13 protein-coding genes are annotated in these 15,819 nt (G+C 64.6%); 2 read left to right on the top strand and 11 right to left on the bottom strand.

What is annotated here, in order from left to right; translation table 11 throughout:
* Both treS and Q8Z05_RS11615 read right to left on the bottom strand, forming a co-directional pair.
* Entirely contained in the window at positions 1-1,797 is a 1,797-nt protein-coding gene (treS, locus tag Q8Z05_RS11620) for a maltose alpha-D-glucosyltransferase (RefSeq protein ID WP_305939797.1), read from the bottom strand.
* A 5-nt stretch (positions 1,798-1,802) separates the two neighbouring features.
* The gene (locus Q8Z05_RS11615; RefSeq protein ID WP_305939796.1) at positions 1,803-3,875 is read right to left on the bottom strand and encodes an alpha-1,4-glucan--maltose-1-phosphate maltosyltransferase; all 2,073 of its coding nucleotides are present in this window, start codon (positions 3,873-3,875) and stop codon (positions 1,803-1,805) included.
* 131 nt (positions 3,876-4,006) lie between these two features.
* Between Q8Z05_RS11615 and glgP the strand changes: the two genes are divergently transcribed.
* Positions 4,007-6,625: an alpha-glucan family phosphorylase gene (glgP, locus tag Q8Z05_RS11610; protein WP_305939795.1), complete on the top strand. Its 2,619-nt coding sequence runs from the start codon at positions 4,007-4,009 to the stop codon at positions 6,623-6,625.
* 111 nt (positions 6,626-6,736) lie between these two features.
* Here glgP and Q8Z05_RS11605 read toward each other — a convergent pair whose 3' ends face one another.
* From Q8Z05_RS11605 to glgX, 3 genes are read right to left on the bottom strand one after another with little or no spacing between them, the layout of a single operon-like run.
* Positions 6,737-7,093 (bottom strand): barstar family protein, encoded by a 357-nt coding sequence (locus Q8Z05_RS11605; RefSeq protein ID WP_305939794.1) that lies wholly within the window; start codon positions 7,091-7,093, stop codon positions 6,737-6,739.
* A gap of 7 nt (positions 7,094-7,100) precedes the next feature.
* A complete protein-coding gene (locus Q8Z05_RS11600) occupies positions 7,101-7,553 on the bottom strand; it encodes a ribonuclease domain-containing protein (RefSeq protein ID WP_305939793.1) in 453 nt (150 codons plus the stop codon).
* A gap of 21 nt (positions 7,554-7,574) precedes the next feature.
* On the bottom strand, positions 7,575-9,689 hold the full coding sequence (gene glgX / locus Q8Z05_RS11595) for a glycogen debranching protein GlgX (RefSeq protein ID WP_305939792.1): 2,115 nt from the start codon (positions 9,687-9,689) through the stop codon (positions 7,575-7,577).
* Positions 9,690-9,803: 114 nt separating this feature from the next.
* Between glgX and Q8Z05_RS11590 the strand changes: the two genes are divergently transcribed.
* Positions 9,804-10,604 carry a carbon-nitrogen hydrolase family protein gene (locus Q8Z05_RS11590; protein WP_305939791.1) on the top strand — a complete coding sequence of 267 codons (801 nt, stop codon included), beginning with the start codon at positions 9,804-9,806 and terminating at the stop codon, positions 10,602-10,604.
* Positions 10,605-10,775: 171 nt separating this feature from the next.
* Here the strand turns inward: Q8Z05_RS11590 and rlmB are convergent, their stop codons facing one another.
* From rlmB to Q8Z05_RS11560, 6 genes are all read right to left on the bottom strand, one after another.
* Positions 10,776-11,762 carry a 23S rRNA (guanosine(2251)-2'-O)-methyltransferase RlmB gene (gene rlmB / locus Q8Z05_RS11585; protein ID WP_305939790.1) on the bottom strand — a complete coding sequence of 329 codons (987 nt, stop codon included), beginning with the start codon at positions 11,760-11,762 and terminating at the stop codon, positions 10,776-10,778.
* Positions 11,763-11,851: 89 nt separating this feature from the next.
* Positions 11,852-13,321, bottom strand: a complete 1,470-nt coding sequence (cysS, locus tag Q8Z05_RS11580; RefSeq protein WP_305939789.1) for a cysteine--tRNA ligase — start codon at positions 13,319-13,321, stop codon at positions 11,852-11,854.
* Between the two features lie 43 nt (positions 13,322-13,364).
* Positions 13,365-13,691 carry a hypothetical protein gene (locus Q8Z05_RS11575; RefSeq protein WP_305939788.1) on the bottom strand — a complete coding sequence of 109 codons (327 nt, stop codon included), beginning with the start codon at positions 13,689-13,691 and terminating at the stop codon, positions 13,365-13,367.
* Positions 13,692-13,759: 68 nt separating this feature from the next.
* Complete coding sequence (gene ispF / locus Q8Z05_RS11570) at positions 13,760-14,254, bottom strand: 2-C-methyl-D-erythritol 2,4-cyclodiphosphate synthase (RefSeq protein WP_305939787.1); 495 nt, start codon at positions 14,252-14,254, stop codon at positions 13,760-13,762.
* Position 14,255: 1 nt separating this feature from the next.
* Positions 14,256-15,077, bottom strand: a complete 822-nt coding sequence (gene ispD / locus Q8Z05_RS11565) for a 2-C-methyl-D-erythritol 4-phosphate cytidylyltransferase (protein ID WP_305939786.1) — start codon at positions 15,075-15,077, stop codon at positions 14,256-14,258.
* Between the two features lie 112 nt (positions 15,078-15,189).
* Entirely contained in the window at positions 15,190-15,672 is a 483-nt protein-coding gene (locus tag Q8Z05_RS11560; RefSeq protein ID WP_011690592.1) for a CarD family transcriptional regulator, read from the bottom strand.
* Between the last annotated feature and the right edge of the window lie 147 nt (positions 15,673-15,819).

Here is a 15,819-nt window from a genome sequence, read left to right as displayed (position 1 = left end):
TCAGCCTTCGATGGACAGGACCGGGAGGGCCTGGGTGAACGGTGAGGCCGGGTTGGAAGCAGCCGAACGGATCCGGAGCCAGAAGAAATCATGGCTGCCGAGGGTCAGCGTGAGCCGGCCGTCGTCGCCGATGGCCGGGAACGGCTGGCCGCCGAATACGTCCCGAAGGCCGCGGCCGGCGTACTGCGGAAGCCGCAAGGTGGTGGCCACCGGGTGCTGCGAAAGGTTGAACGCGCACAGGATCGACTCGGCGTCTTCACCCGCAGCATTGTCAGGGGCCAGTTCGCGCAAGTAGGCAAGGACGACGTCGTGATCCGCTTCGACGTGCTTGAAGGCGCCCAGCCCGAAGGCGGGGTGGTTCTTCCGCACGCTGAGGATCTGGCGGGTCCACCGCAGCAGTGAACCGGAATGTGCTGCCTCGGCCTCCACATTCGCCATGCCGTAGTTGTACACCAGCGACTGGATGACCGGCAGGTAGAGCTTGCCTGGGTCGGCGTGTGAAAAGCCCGCGTTGCGGTCCGGGTTCCACTGCATGGGCGTGCGGACGGCGTCGCGGTCCTCGAGCCAGATGTTGTCGCCCATGCCGATTTCGTCGCCGTAGTACAGGAAGGGGCTCCCGGGCAGCGAAAGAAGCAGTGCATTGATGAGCTCGATCTCGGACCGGGAATTGTCCAGCAACGGTGCCAGTCTGCGGCGGATACCGATGTTGGCGCGCATCCGGGGGTCCGGCGCGTACCAGCCGAGCATGGCCGCACGCTCATCGGCGGTGACCATTTCCAGGGTGAGTTCATCATGGTTCCGCAGGAAAGTGCCCCACTGGGCGCCTTCCGGGATGTCCGGCGTATCCTTCATCGTCTCGATGATGGGCGCCGCCTTCTGGTCACGCAGCGCGTAGTAGAGCCGCGGCATGATGGGAAAGTGGAAGGCCATGTGGCATTCCGGTTCCTCTTCGGTCCCGAAGTACTCCACGACCTCGACCGGCGGCTGGTTGGCCTCGGCGATGATGACCCTGCCGGGGTAGTTGTCGTCCACCATCTTCCGCAACTTGCGCAGGAAATCATGGGTGGCCGGCAGGTTTTCGCAGTTGGTGCCCTCTTCCTCGTAGAGGTAGGGGATGGCGTCGGCGCGGAAACCGTCGATGCCCTGGTCCAGCCAGAACCGGACGACGTCAAAAAGAGCGTCGATGACCTTGGGGTTCTCAAAGTTCAGGTCAGGCTGGTGGCTGAAGAACCGGTGCCAGAAGAACTGCCGCCGGATGGGGTCGAAGGTCCAGTTGGATTCTTCGGTGTCCACGAAGATGATGCGGGCGTCCTGGTACTTCTCGTCCGTGTCGCTCCAGACATAGAAATCGCCGAACGGTCCGTCGGGGTCCTTGCGGGACTCCTGGAACCACGGGTGCTGGTCCGAGGTGTGGTTCAACGGCAGGTCGATGATCACGCGGACACCGCGGGCGTGGGCTTCGGCCACCAGCCGCTTGAAGTCGCTAATCGTGCCGAACTCATCCAGGACGGAGTTGTAGTCCGAGATGTCATAGCCGCCGTCACGGAGCGGCGACTGGAAGAACGGCGGCAGCCAGAGGCAGTCGACGCCCAGCCACTGCAGGTAGTCCAGCTTGTCGATGAGTCCGTGGAAGTCACCGGACCCGTCGCCGTTTCCGTCGGCAAAGCCGCGGACCAAGACTTCGTAGAAGACTGCTTTGCGGTACCACAGGGGATCGTGTTGCAGGCCAGGGGCGTTGAGCTCGAACGTGCCCTTCGGGGTGAAATGCTGGCTCGGGTTCTGCGGACTGAAACTCACGTATGCTACCTCCGGATGTTCAGGATGTGTGCCGGCTCCACGTGGGCGTCAAGCCGCACGTAGTTGTACTCGCCCCATTCCCAGCTCTCGCCGGTCAGCAAATCATCCACCCTGAAACCGCCGTTGTGCGTGAGGTCGGCCGGGTCGAGTTCAAGTGCGGCCAGATCCAGGGAAACGGTGCTCTCCCGGGTTCCGTGCGGGTCGACGTTGACCACGATGATGAGGGTGTCCTTGGTCCCGTCGGGAAGCGTCTTGTGCTTCGAATAGACGATCGTGGCGTCATCGGTGCTGTGGTGCAGCGTCAGGTTCTGGAGATCCCCCAGCGCGGGGTGGCTGTGGCGGATTTCATTGAGCCGGGTCAGGTACGGAGCGAGCGTCCGGCCGGATTCGGCCGCAGCGTCCCAGTCCCGGGCCTTGTATTCGAACTTCTCGTTGTCGATGTACTCCTCGGCGCCGGGCCGGGCCACATGCTCGTACAGTTCGTAGCCGGCGTAGACGCCCCACAGGGGGCTGGCCGTTGCTGCAAGCGCGGCGCGGATCTTGAACGCGGCAGGACCGCCGAACTGCAGGTACTCGGTGAGGATGTCCGGGGTGTTCACAAAGAAATTCGGGCGGAAATACGCCGGGGACTTCTGGCTGACCTCGGTGAAGTATTCCTCCAGTTCCGTCTTGGTGTTGCGCCACGTGAAGTATGTGTAGGACTGCTGGAATCCGGCCCGTCCCAGCGCATGCATCATGGCCGGCCGGGTGAAGGCCTCCGCGAGGAAGACCACCTCGGGGTGCTTCTTGTTGACCTTGGCGATCAGCCATTCCCAGAACCACACCGGCTTGGTGTGCGGGTTGTCCACCCGGAAGATCTTGACGCCGTGGCTCACCCAGAGCAAAACGATCCGGAGGATTTCCTTGGACAGGCCCTCGGGGTCGTTGTCGAAGTTCAGCGGGAAGATGTCCTGGTACTTCTTCGGCGGGTTCTCGGCGTAGGCGATGCTGCCGTCCACCCGGGTGGTGAACCATTCCGGGTTCGACTTCACCCAGGGATGGTCCGGAGCTGCCTGGAGTGCGAGGTCGAGAGCGACTTCGAGGCCCAGGTCCCGGGCACGTGCCACGAACGCGTCGAAGTCCTCGAAGGTGCCAAGGTCCGGATGGATGGCGTCGTGTCCGCCTTCTTTGGCGCCGATGGCCCACGGCGAACCGGGATCGTGCGGTCCGGCAATCAGGGTGTTGTTGGGGCCCTTGCGGTGCTGGATGCCGATCGGGTGGATGGGCGGCATGTAGATGACGTCGAAGCCCATTCCCGCGACAGCGTCGAGCCGTTTGGCTGCCGTCTGGAACGTGCCGGACTGCCACTCGCCGGTCTCGTGGTTGCGGACCGCGCCTTCGGAACGCGGGAAGAACTCGTACCAGGCACCGCGGCCGGCCAGATCGCGTTCCACAAGGAGGGGGAAGCGTTCCGAAACGGTGACAAGTTCCCGGATGGGCTGGCGTTCAACGACGTCGGTCACCTCGTGTCCGAACCCGGCGGCGAGCCGCTCCTCCGGGGTTAGCGATGTGTCGGACAGCACCACCACGGCAGTTCGGAGCGTCCGCCTGTCGGCGGAGGGACGGGCAGGGTCTTCGGCTGCCTGCGACAGCAGTGCCGCTCCTTCGGCCAGCATCAGTTCGACGTCGATGCCCGCTTCGACCTTGACCTCGGCGTTGTGGTGCCACGTCCCGTACCGGTCATGCCAGGCTTCGATCGCAAACGACCAGTTGCCGGTGCCGGTAGGCGTGATGATGCCCTCCCACCGGTCGGTGCCCTTGCCCCGGTCGCCGCGGGGCGGCGCCAGCCGGACGCGTTGGCGTTCCTTGCCCTTGGGATCGAACAGCACCGCGCTGACTCCGAGCTGGTCGTGTCCTTCACGGAATGCCGTCGCGCCGACTACAAGCCCTTCACCGGGTAGCGCCTTCGCGGGAAACCTACCTCCGTCCACAACGGGCTGTACGGCAGTGATCGGGAACCGGCCAAATTGCAGGCCTTCCGTGATCAGGGCCTTAGGCTTTTTGCTGGATCCGGCACTGGTTCGCGTATTAGTCGTCACGGACTCGACGTTATCGACAAATCCCCCATTTTGCTAAGGGAACTTCCGTTTTTTCCCCAGCAATCCGTCATTTACCTAAAAGAAACCTAAACCTGTTCCGGCGGCCCACCTTGTCCGTTAGTGTGACGCAGGTGAAGGCTATCCGCAGATTTACCGTCCGAACCGTACTTCCGGAATCCATCCGGCCGCTGGCCCGGCTGGCCACCAACCTGCGGTGGTCATGGCACCGGCCCACCAGGGAGCTCTTCGAGGGCCTCAACCCCCGAATTTGGGACGAAAGCGCGCACGATCCCGTCACTTTCCTTGGCCTGGTGAGCCGCGAAGAACTCCAACGGCTGGCCGCGGACCAGGATGTTGTCCGCCGCGTTCACGCCGCCGCCGAAGACCTGGACCGCTACCTGGAACAGCCCCGCTGGTACCAGAGCCTGGGCGACGACGCTCCGGCCTGCATTGCCTACTTCTCACCGGAATTCGGAATCACCGAAGTTTTGCCGCAGTATTCCGGCGGCCTGGGAATTCTGGCCGGCGACCACCTCAAGGCAGCATCGGACCTCGGCGTGCCGCTCATCGGCGTCGGCCTGCTTTACCAGGCCGGCTACTTCAAGCAATCCTTGTCCAGGGACGCCTGGCAGCAGGAAACCTATCCGGTCCTTGACCCCGACGGACTTCCCCTGACGCTCCTCCGCGAGGAAACCCCCGACGGCAACGGCAAGCCGATCCAGATCTCGCTGCCGCTCCCCCACGGGCGCCGGCTGCTGGCACACATCTGGCGTGCCGACGTCGGGCGTGTCCCGCTGCTGCTGCTCGACTCGAACGTTCCCGGGAACGACGACGCCGCCCGCGGCATCACGGACCGCCTGTACGGCGGCGGCGGTGACCACCGCCTCCAGCAGGAGCTGTTGCTGGGGATGGGCGGCGTGAAGGCACTGCGCGCCTACCAGAGCCTCACGGGCTGCGCGGCACCGGAGGTGTTCCACACCAACGAGGGCCACGCAGGCTTCCTCGGCGTCGAACGCATCCAGGAACTCATGTCCTCAGACAGCCCGCTGAGCTGGGAAGAGGCTCTCGCGGCCGGGCGCGCCTCCACTGTATTCACCACGCACACTCCGGTGCCGGCGGGCATCGACCGTTTCGAAGTGTCCCAGATCCAGCACTTCTTCGAGGCCGGGCTGGCTCCCGACGTTCCCGTATCACGGATCCTGGACCTCGGCCGGGAAAACTTCACGGACGGCAACCCTTCGGTCTTCAACATGGCCGTGATGGGGCTGCGCCTGGCTCAGCGCGCCAACGGTGTGGCCAAGCTCCACGGCGTGGTGTCCCGCGGCATGTTCTCGGCGCTCTGGCCCGGGTTCGATCATTCAGAAGTTCCCATCACCTCGGTGACCAACGGAGTGCACGTTCCCACCTGGGTGGACAGCCGCGTCTCCAAGCTGGCCCGCGAGCAGTTCGGCACCGAGGCCGAAGCCATGGGCCGCTGGGATCTTGCCTACAACGTCAGTGACGAGGACGTCTGGGCCCTCCGCCGCGAAATGCGCGTCTCACTCGTGGAGGACGTCCGCAAACGTCTGCGCGCGGCCTGGAAAAAGCGCGGGGCGGCGGATGCCGAGCTCGGCTGGACCGATTCCGTCCTGGACCCGGACATCCTCACCATCGGCTTCGCACGGCGCGTGCCCACGTACAAGCGGCTGACCTTGATGCTCCGCGAACCGGCCCGGCTCAAGGCCCTGCTGCTGCACGAGACCCACCCGATCCAGCTGGTCATTGCTGGCAAGTCCCACCCCGCCGATGATGCCGGCAAGAAGATGATCCAGGACCTCGTCCGTTTCACCGACGACCCCGAAGTCCGGCACCGGATCGCGTTCCTGCCCAACTACGACATCGCCATGGCACGCACTCTCTTCCCCGGATGCGATGTGTGGCTGAACAACCCGCTGCGCCCGCTCGAAGCCTGCGGAACGTCCGGTATGAAGGCGGCCATCAACGGGTCGCTGAACCTTTCGGTGCTGGACGGGTGGTGGGATGAGATGTACGACGGCGAAAACGGCTGGGCCATCCCCACTGCCAACAACAATGCCTCGCCCGAGGAACGGGACGACATCGAGGCCGCGGCTCTGTACGAGCTGCTCGAGACGCAGGTTGCACCGCGCTTCTATGGCCTCACCGTTTCCGACGGCGCGGGGGCTGCAGGGCCTTCGGAGCCCGGGCGTCAGAAGGTGCCCACACACTGGGTGTCGATGATCAAGCACACCATGGCTCATCTGGGCCCGGCGGTGTCCGCTGACCGGATGTTGCAGGACTACGTGAACACCCTCTACCGCCCCGCTGCGATCGCCGGGCGGCGGGCCGTTGCGGACAACTTCGCCCAGTCCAAGTCCCTGGCGGCCTGGACGTCGCAGATCCGCGCAGCGTGGCCCCAGATCCAGGTGGAGCACGTCGACTCGGTGGGCGTGTCCGAAGACCCACAGATCGGCGACACGCTCCAGGTGAACGCCTACATCGCGCTGAACAACCTCGACCCCGACGACGTCGCCGTAGAGGTCGCGTTCGGTCGTGCCGAGGAAAGCGACGAACTGGCCGATGTGACAGTCGCGGATCTGGTGCCCAAGGAGGACCTGGGCAAGGGCCGCTACCTCTTCAGCGGATCACTGCTGATCGACCGTTCCGGGTCCTTCGGCTACACCGTCCGCGTTCTCCCGAAGCATTCGGCCCTCGCTTCGCGGGCGGAGCTTGGGCTCATCGTCAACGCCTGACCCGCCGTCGGGCTCCGACGCTCTCTCACTTTTTACAGCAAAACGGCAATCGCTCTCTCACCGGGTGAGAGAGCGATTGCCGTTTCAGGGCGAAAAGTGAGAGAGCGTCCGTCAGAGGCAGACGGTGATCACGGACAGGTCCTTGCCCGCATAGCTCTCCGCGTCCTGCAGGATTTCACAGATGATGCCGAAGGAGCGGTCCGACCGGAAGACGGCCGGCACCTGCCAGATGAACGTGAGCGGTTTCTTGCCGTCGTCCGTGACCGTGTCCGCGAAGTCGTGCAGCGAGTCATTGAGGGCGTCGAGGTTCACGCCGTAGTGTTCGGGGAAGTCCAGGACTTCCCCGAACGTGTGGAGCACCGCTTTCTTGGTATCGGCTGCGGGGATCACCAGGACCCGGCGGCCGGCGTCGGACGCCTGCTCCCGGAGCTCATCTATAGTCCAGGTGTCAGCGGAGTAGATCTTCATGGGTGCTCTATTGGCCTTCCAGGATCAAAAGAAACGATTCGTAGTGGTCGGGAGTGTAGTACTTCTCGCCGCTCTGCCCCGTGACGATCCGGCGGGCGCCCCGGTCCGATTCCCCGGGGGTCCTGACTGTGAATTCCTTGTAGTAACCGCCGGCTTTCCGGGGCAGCAGGCGCTCAAAGTTGCTAAAGACTGCGCCGTCACGCTCGTACGGGTACGGCCCGCCGCGGGCAATCAGGGCCAGGGTTTCCCGCGCCTCCGGCGGGAGGCCGGAAACAGGGACCGGTTCCATCCCGGAATCGGTGACTGCGGGGGCGGACGTCACGGGGGTGGGCGCCGCCGTCGAACCCGCTGAAGCGCCCGGACTGACAGGGGCCTCCTGCGTGCCGGAAAGCACCATGCCCAGGCCGACCACCAGCACCAGAACCGCGGCCAGCGTCAGCAGCTTCGCGATCCCCCTCATGCATTCACCATGTGTCGAATCCTAGGTGCGGTAGATGCTGATGGTGTAGGACTGCACGACGTCACGTTCGCCGGCAGCCACCCTGACTCCCTGGCGCCGGTCATGGAGTTCGGACGTGGTGAGCCGGAGTTCGAAGAGCCGTTTGCCCGTGCCTTCGTCGTTACTGATCTCGGGCAGCGTGATCTTGATGTCATGGGCGCTGCCGTTGACCACTACGAGTCCGTCCACCTGGCCGTCGTCCGAGCCCAGCAGGAGCTGGACCACGCGGTGCTGGGGATCATGCCAGCGGTCCATGGACATTGGCTTGCCGTGTTCGTCGAACCAGTGCAGGTAGGACTGCTTGTCCCGCGTGGGATAGTGGTGCGGCTGCCCGGCCAGGAATTCCTTGCGAAGCCGGATCACCCGCTTGGTGCTCCGGAGCATGGCATGCGATTCGGGTGTGCTTGTCCAGTCCAGCCAGGTGATGGGGTTGTCCTGGCAGTAGGCGTTGTTGTTGCCCTGCTGCGTCCGGCCGAGCTCGTCGCCCGCGGTGATCATGGGGATGCCCATGGACACCATCAGGGTAGCCATCAGGTTGCGGCTGGTCTGCGCCCGCAACGCCAGGATGTCTTCGTCTTCGGTGGGTCCTTCGAAGCCGTGGTTGTAGCTGCGGTTGTCCCCGTGGCCGTCGCGGTTCTGCTCTCCGTTGGCTTCGTTGTGCTTGCGGTCGTAGGACACGAGGTCGGCCAACGTGAAACCGTCGTGCGCGGTGACGAGGTTGACCGAGGCCATCCGGGAACGGCCCGATTCCGCAAAGAGACTCGCGGAGCCTGAAATGGAATCCGCGAGCCGGGCCACGGAACCGCCGTGGCCACCGGCGTCGATCGCGGCCCGGTCCGCGAGCCAGAACGAACGCAGTGCGTCGCGGTAGTGGTCGTTCCAGTCGACCCAACCCGGCGGGAAGCGCCCGGTCTGCCAGCCCCCGTAGCCAATGTCCCACGGCTCGGCGATCAGCTTGACGGAGGACAGCACCGGGTCCGCGGCGATGGCTACGAGGAAGGGGTGGTGCGGATCGAAGTCGTTCGCGGCGTTGCGGCACAGCGTGACTGCGAGGTCGAAGCGGAATCCGTCAATGTGGAACTCGTCCACCCAGTACCTGAGCGAATCAAGGACCAGCTGGACGACACGGGGGTGCCCAAAGTTCAGGCTGTTGCCGCATCCGGTCGTGTCCACGTACCGGCCATGGCCGTCGTTCCGGTAATACTGCATCTCCCCGAGCCCGCGGAAGCTGATTGTCTGCCCGTCGCGGCCGCCCTCGGCCGTGTGGTTGTACACAACGTCCAGGATTACTTCCAGGCCTGCCGCATGCAGGAGCTTGACCATGCCCTTGAATTCATCCTGCACGGCCTGCGGTCCGGCCGCCTGGGCAGCCTGGGTGGCGTAGGCGGGATGCGGAACAAAGAACGCCGCCGTGTTGTAACCCCAGTAATTGGTCATGCCCAGGTTCTGGAGATGGGGCTCGTCCAGGTGGAAATGGACGGGCAGCAACTGGACCGAGGTGATGCCCAGGCCCGTGAGATGCTCAATCATTGCCGGATGCGCCATTCCGGCGTACGTGCCCCGGAGGTCTTCGGGGATATCCGGATGCAGCATGCTCTGGCCGCGGACGTGGGCCTCGTAAATGATGGTGTTGCGCCAGGAAGTGTGCGGATTGCGGTCCCCACCCCAGTCGAAACCGCTGGACATGCGCACATTGGTGAGGAAATCATCCCTCTGATCCACCGCGCGGCCGTAAGGGTCCAGCAGCAGCGGCTGCTCGGCGTCGTCGTCGAAAGCCACGGTGGGCACAGACACCGGCAAGGCATCATCCTCGGGTGACGACCGGAACCCGTAGCGCGATCCCGCGGGGAAACCGTCCACAATGCCGTGGTGGACGTCGTTGGTGATGTTCGGCAGCGTCTTCAACTGCCAGGTCCCGCCGGGCGGGCAGTAGGCAATTTCCAGTGTGGCCACGCCGGGGGCGTAGACAGCGACGTTGGCACAGGCACCTTCGGGATCGTCCATTGCCGGCGAACCCGTGCGCGGCACGCTGATACCCAGTGGAAACGGCCTGGAGGCGTCCACGGTTGAAGCTGTGTCTAGGAGAGGCATGACCATTGCTTAAATATTAGCTGTGCCGCACAAATGTCCGATATTCCTTGTCATGTGTCGGGAAATGGGCTGGCCTTGTTCAGCGTTCATACTGGAGTGACAGCCAAGTTGGAGGTAATTGTGCGAGTTGCACTTGCTCAGGTAGTAACAGGACGCGACATTTCCGGGAATCTGGACCTTGTGGAGAAATTCTCCCGCAAAGCGAAAGAAGGCGGCGCCGAAATGGTGGTCTTTCCCGAAGCCACCATGCGCGCATTCGGTAATTCCCTCCTGGACATTGCCGAACCGCTGGACGGACCCTGGGCCGCCCGGCTGCGCAAAATCGCCGCCGAACTGGGGATCGTGATCGTGGCGGGCATGTTTACCCCGGGGCTGGCCGGCGCCCGGAAGGTGCGCAATACCCTCGTAGCCACCGGTCCCGGCGTGGAAGCGAGCTACGACAAAATCCACCTTTTCGACGCCTTCGGCTTTGCCGAATCAGACACGGTGGAGGCCGGCACGCGACCGGTCACGTTTGAACTGGGCGGCATCGTTTTCGGGCTCGCCACCTGCTACGACATCCGGTTCCCGGCACTGTTCACTGCCAATGCCGATCTGGGTGCCGAGGCCAATATTGTGTGTGCTTCCTGGGGGTCCGGGCCGGGGAAGGTCGATCAGTGGCGCCTGCTGGCAAGGGCCCGCGCCGTGGACACCACGACGTATGTCCTCGCCTGCGGCCAGGGCGATCCGGCCACCGAGGGCATCGAGGCCAAGGGCTCAGCGCCTACCGGCGTGGGGCACTCCGCCGTCGTCTCCCCGCTCGGTGAGGTGCTGGAAGAGCTCGACGGCGGGACCGGGCTGCTGTTCGCCGACCTGGACCCCGCCGTCGTCAAGGACGCCCGGACAAAGCTCCCGGTCCTGGCCAACCGGCACACATTCTAAAAACCAGAAATCTCCCCCACCGAAGGTGAGAGAGCGTTTCTGGTTTTGTTGCAGGAAGTAATAGAGCGTTGGGCGGCACGGCTGGCATCCGGAAGCCTGCGTCAAAGCGACGAAGGAGCAGCACGCGGAGGATGGCGGCCGTGCCGCCCCTCCTCGCCAGCCGCCCACCTGCTACTTAGCGGCGCGCTGCCTGGAAACTTCGTACAGCGAGATGCCCACAGCCATGGAGGCGTTGAGCGATTCCATGGCGGAGTCGATCGGGATGGAGACGATCTGGTCGCAGTTTTCGCGGACCAGGCGGCTCAGGCCTTTGCCCTCGGAACCGACGACGATGCATACGGGTTCCTTGGCCAGGCTAAGGTCCGGCAGCGAGACGTCGCCGTCACCGTCCAGGCCCAGCACATAGATGCCCATGCCCTTGAACGCCTTGAGCGTGTTGTTCAGGTTGGCGGCGCGTGCCACCGGGACGCGGACGGCTGCGCCGGCGCTGGTCTTCCATGCCGAGGCAGTGACGCCGACGGAGCGGCGCTCCGGCACGATGACCCCGTGGCCGCTGAAGGCCGACACGGAGCGGATGATGGCACCAAGGTTGCGCGGGTCCGTGATGCCGTCCAGGGCGACAAAGAGCGGAGCGTTGGCAACGTGGCCCTTCTTCCAGCTTTCCACCGTTTCTTCGGCCAGCTCGTAGGCGTCCTGGTATTCGTAGGGCGGAATCTGCAGCACAAGGCCCTGGTGGATGGCGTCGTCCGTCATCCGGTCCAATTCCGGCTTGCCCGTTTCCAGCAGCGGAATGCCGCGTTCGGCCGCAAGCTTGAGGGACTCCTTGACGCGGTCATCCATTTCGATGCGGATGGCAACGTGGAGGGCCTTCGCCGGGATTCCGGCGCGCAGCGCTTCGACGACGGAGTTGCGTCCGGTGACCACTTCTTCCGTGGCACGGCCCTTCGGACCTGAGCGGGCGCCGGCACCGCGGGCTGCGCCCGGACGCTTGGCGGCGGACCGCTCGGCGAGCTGCTTGTTCTTGTGGGCCTTGTGGTAGGGGCGGTCCTCCGCCTTGGGAGTGGGGCCCTTGCCCTCGAGGGCCTTGCGGCCGTGGCCCCCCGTTCCGATGGTGGGGCCCTTCTTTGCTTTGACCGACCGGCGACCGTTGTTGGCCATGAGTTTCACCCTTGCTTTGTTGAGTAAGTCTGACCTCCAGTCTACTTACTCAGGTTAAATCGCCGGCCCGGCGCCCGATCCGCCCTGCCTTAGCTTCGCCTCAGGCTCCAGGTGGCGCCGTCCGGACCGTCCTCCACGAGGACTCCCGCCGCCGCCAGCGTGTCCCGGATGGCGTCCGAAGCCGCCCAGTCCTTGGTGGCCCGCGCCTGCGCCCGCGCTCCAAGCTGGGCGTCGATGAGCACGCCGAGGGCCGTGTCCGCCTGCTCGTCGCGGGTGGGAGCCGCGACGTCGTTCAGGCCCAGGACGCGCATCATGTCCGTGACGGAGTGCAACGCTGCCCGGGCCGCGGCGTTGTCGCCCGCCGTAAGGGCGGTGTTGCCGGCCCGCACCGTGTCGTGGAGGACAGCCAGCGCCTGCGGAACATTCAGGTCGTCGTCCATGGCCGCGGCGAAGGCGTCCGGAACTGTGCCGGGGCTTCCGAACAGGAGTTCGGCCGCGCCGGAAACAACACTGTCAGACAACGCACGCACTGCCCGGGCGATGAAACCCTCAATCCGCTCCATCGCGGCGGTGGCTTCCTGCAGCGACGTGGGCTGGTAGTCCAGGACCGAACGGTACTGCGCCTGGCCAAGGTAGTAACGCACCACGCGTGGTGAAGCGAGCTCCAGCATCTCCGCGGGGCTTACGGTGTTGCCGATGGACTTGGACATCTTCTCGCCCTGGTACGTCACCATGCCGTTGTGCATCCAGAAGTTGGCGAAGGCGTGGCCCGCCGCCTGGGACTGGGCCATCTCGTTTTCATGGTGCGGGAACCGGAGGTCCAGGCCGCCGCCGTGGATGTCGAACTCGGTGCCGAGGTATTTGGTGACCATGGCGGAGCACTCCAGGTGCCAGCCCGGACGGCCGGTGCCCCAGGGCGAAACCCAGCTCGCCGTCGTCGGCTCTCCGGCCTTATGCCCCTTCCATAACGCAAAGTCCCGCGGGTCCTTCTTTCCCCGCGGGTCAGCGTCCGGGGCTCCCTGCATGTCGTCGATCTTCTGCCGGGTGAGTGAGCCGTAGCGGTCCCAGGAGCGGACGTCGAAGTACACGTCGCCGGAGTCGTCGAGGGCGGGGTAGGCATGTCCGCGGTCGATGAGGCGCTGGATCAGTGCATGCATTTCCGGAATGTGGCCGGTGGCCCGCGGCTCGTACGTGGGGCGGGAAACGCCGAGGGTGTCGTAGGCCTTGAGGAACGCCTGTTCATAGCGGTAGGCCAGGGCCCACCACTCTTCTTCGCGGATGTCGTCCGGGCCTTCCTCGAAGTCCGGTTCAAAGGAAAGCGCGGACTTGGCGAGGATTTTGTCGTCGATGTCCGTGACGTTCCGGACCACCGTTACCCGGAATCCGCGGTACTCCAGCCAGCGGGTGAGCTGGTCAAAGGCGATGGCGGACCGGATGTGCCCCACGTGCGGCAGGCCCTGCACCGTTGCGCCGCAGTAGTACAGGCTCACGTTGCCCGGTTTCAGAGGGACGAAGTCGCGGACTTCGGCGGATGCTGTGTCGTAAAAGCGCAGGGTCACCGCTCCAGATTAGCCGATGGCCCCGGAGGTGCCCCCACAAGCGCTATTTGCAGACTTCGCCGATCTTGTTGTTCTGCTCGCTCAGCTGTGCTGTCTGTTCTGCGCTCTTGGTGCCCAGCGACGTGGCGGCGACCTTCTTCATGATGTCGGCCATTTTCTGGATGGGCTCGGCAACTTCAGGGGCCACCTTGTCCGCCACTTCCTGGTAATGCTTGGCAATCTGGTCAGCCTGCTGCTGCTCGTTTCCGCTGGGCACGAAAGTGTCCCCGTTGAGGAACTTGCAGCTTTCCTCGACGCTCATCTTCGGAGTGCCGCAACCGCTCAGCAGCATCCCGGCAACGAGTACGACGGCGGCAAACGGCTTCTTCACGAGGGGTCTCCTGGAGTGTTGGGCAGAGGAATGGCTCCCTTAAGCCTAGGCGAAAGGCGTGCCCTTCTTCAGCCCGCCCGGTACACCAGTGCAGTGGCGAGGGCGGAAATGCCTTCCCCCCGGCCGGTGAAACCGAGTCCGTCGCTGGTGGTGGCGCTGACGCTGACGGGGGCGCCCGCGGCTGCGCTGAGGACAGCCTGGGACTCCTCCCGGCGCGGACCGAACTTGGGCCTGTTGCCAACGAACTGCACCGCGATGTTGCCGATCTCGAAGCCTTCCGCACGCACGATCCGGGCGGCCTCGGCAAGGAGCGTCACGCCGGAGGCACCCGCGAATTCCGGCCGGTCCGTGCCGAAGTGCGTGCCCAGGTCGCCGATCCCGGCAGCCGAAAACAGCGCATCCGCGGCTGCATGGGCCACGGGGTCGCCGTCGGAGTGGCCGGCCAGGCCCTGCTCACCGTCCCACAGCAAGCCTCCCAGCCACAGGGCCCGCGGGTTGTCCGGGGTGGCAAAAGCGTGGACGTCGACACCGATTCCGGTCCTGGGGATGATCGGAACGGCCATGTCAGCCTTCCACCCAGCGGGCGCCCAGGGGGCCCTCCAGCAGGCCCTCGGCAATGATGAGGTCCAAAGGCGTGGTGATCTTCAGTGACTGGCTGGCTCCGCGGACGGCATGGACCGCGACGCCCAGGCGCTCAACAAGCATGGCGTCATCCGTGACGGCTGCAGCCTCGGCGTCGTCCAATCCTGCCGCCTGCCGGTGCGCCTTCATGAGTGTGTCGTAGTCGAATCCCTGAGGGGTCTGCACAGCCCGGAGCTTCTCCCGCGGAGCCGTGCCCACCACCACCTCCGGCGCCATACGGGCGTCTGCCTCACTCGTTGCTTCGACGGTCTTGACCGTGTCCACTACGGGCATCACCGGAATGACCGCCAGCGCGCCGGCCGCCAGGGAGTCGACCACCCGGTGGAAGACGGTTTCGGGCGTCAGGGCGCGTGCGGCATCGTGGACGAGCACCGCCTGGGTGCCTTCTTCCAGTGCCGCCAAAGCGGACCGGACGGACTCGGCGCGCGTCAGGCCGCCGTCGACGACGGTCAGCAGCGGCCCGCCGTCGACAAGTTCGGCCTTGAACTCATCGCACATCCGCCGCAGGGCGCCGTCGCCCGCCGGCAACGCGACGCAGACCTGCTGCGCGACGCCGGAGGCGACTATCCCGCGAAGGGCATGCATCAGGATGGGTTCCCCGCCGAGGGGAACCCTTGCCTTGGGCATGCCGTAACCCAGCCTCTGCCCTGATCCGGCCGCGACCAGTACGACGGCGACGACGGGGCGGGCGGGGCGGTCTTCCGCCGCCGGCCCGGATCCGGTCGGGAATTCTGTTGCACTCATGGGCACAACACTACGTGCCTGCGCGCATCAGGCGCCCGGCAAAATCCCGGGATTCTCCCAAAAAAGGGCAAAAAGAAACCCCGGCGGCTGGTGAGCCACCGGGGTTCAATTCTTAGGAAGCCAGGACTTCGTCGAGAACGCTTGCGGCCTTCTCTTCATCCGTCTTTTCAGCCAGCGCCAGTTCTGAAATCAGAATTTGGCGGGCCTTGGCCAGCATACGCTTCTCACCTGCGGAAAGGCCGCGGTCGTGATCACGGCGCCACAGGTCGCGAACGACCTCTGCAACCTTGATGACGTCCCCGGAAGCAAGCTTCTCCAGATTTGCCTTGTAACGACGTGACCAGTTGGTAGGCTCTTCAGTGAACTCGGCCCGCAGCACGTCAAAGACATGCTCCAAACCTTCTTTGCCCACTACGTCGCGAACCCCTACTAGGTCAACGTTCTCTGCTGGAACTTCAATGGTCAGATCACCCTGAGCCACCTTGAGCTTGAGATACATCTTCTCTTCGCCCTTGATGGTGCGCATCTTGATTTCTTCAATTTTTGCTGCACCGTGGTGAGGGTAAACTACTGTCTCGCCGACCTCAAAAACCATGTGGACTTTCCCCTTTCCCGCAGACCAGTTTATCACGATTCAGGCATACAACTGGCACGGATACGGGCCGCGAACCGCGTAAATACGGGGAAATTGGGGGTAATCCACCCCCTCCAACCCCTTGACGGATGCGGATATTAGTGCATG

This window comes from Arthrobacter oryzae (genome assembly GCF_030718995.1).
Lineage (GTDB): Bacteria > Actinomycetota > Actinomycetes > Actinomycetales > Micrococcaceae > Arthrobacter > Arthrobacter oryzae_C.
The sequence above is the reverse complement of the archived record's forward strand: the minus strand, read 5'-3'. Positions and strand labels throughout refer to the sequence as shown.

Bases quoted from the DNA above. Each gene is read 5' to 3' on its own strand.
- Q8Z05_RS11605 (WP_305939794.1), bottom strand. From the start codon at position 7,093: ATGAAGATCTACTCCGCTGACACCTGGACTATAGATGAGCTCCGGGAG.
- Q8Z05_RS11600 (WP_305939793.1), bottom strand. From the start codon at position 7,553: ATGAGGGGGATCGCGAAGCTGCTGACGCTGGCCGCGGTTCTGGTGCTG.
- glgX (WP_305939792.1), bottom strand. From the start codon at position 9,689: ATGGTCATGCCTCTCCTAGACACAGCTTCAACCGTGGACGCCTCCAGG.
- rlmB (WP_305939790.1), bottom strand. From the start codon at position 11,762: ATGGCCAACAACGGTCGCCGGTCGGTCAAAGCAAAGAAGGGCCCCACC.
- ispF (WP_305939787.1), bottom strand. From the start codon at position 14,254: ATGGCCGTTCCGATCATCCCCAGGACCGGAATCGGTGTCGACGTCCAC.
- ispD (WP_305939786.1), bottom strand. From the start codon at position 15,077: ATGAGTGCAACAGAATTCCCGACCGGATCCGGGCCGGCGGCGGAAGAC.
- Q8Z05_RS11560 (WP_011690592.1), bottom strand. From the start codon at position 15,672: ATGGTTTTTGAGGTCGGCGAGACAGTAGTTTACCCTCACCACGGTGCA.